Here is a 254-nt window from a genome sequence, read left to right as displayed (position 1 = left end):
CGATGAGGCGATGGAAGAGCGAGCGAGTGATGCGGATGATGCCGGTATCCTCGCGGGCGACCGCGGTATATTTGCGCTCCACCAGCGTCACCAGCGCAAGTTCGGAAAGCAGTGTTCCGGGTCCCGCGACACGCTGCACGCGATGATGCCCATCCTTGTCCATCACGGTGAGTTCCAGCGCGCCGCTGGTGACCACATAGGCGCTCTCCGCCGGAGAGCCTTCGCGGAACAGCATCTCGCCAGTGGAGATGACA

General features: G+C 63.0%; 1 protein-coding gene. It reads right to left on the bottom strand.

Translation table 11 applies throughout. The features are described 5' to 3' along the window. A partial coding sequence (locus tag SB764_RS42575) for a cyclic nucleotide-binding domain-containing protein (protein WP_410867118.1) occupies nucleotides 1-254 on the bottom strand: 254 nt, incomplete at both ends.

This window comes from Paraburkholderia sp. SIMBA_027, from assembly GCF_046535315.1.
Taxonomy (GTDB): Bacteria; Pseudomonadota; Gammaproteobacteria; order Burkholderiales; family Burkholderiaceae; genus Paraburkholderia; species Paraburkholderia tropica.
This window is presented reverse-complemented; position numbering and strand designations above follow the sequence as displayed.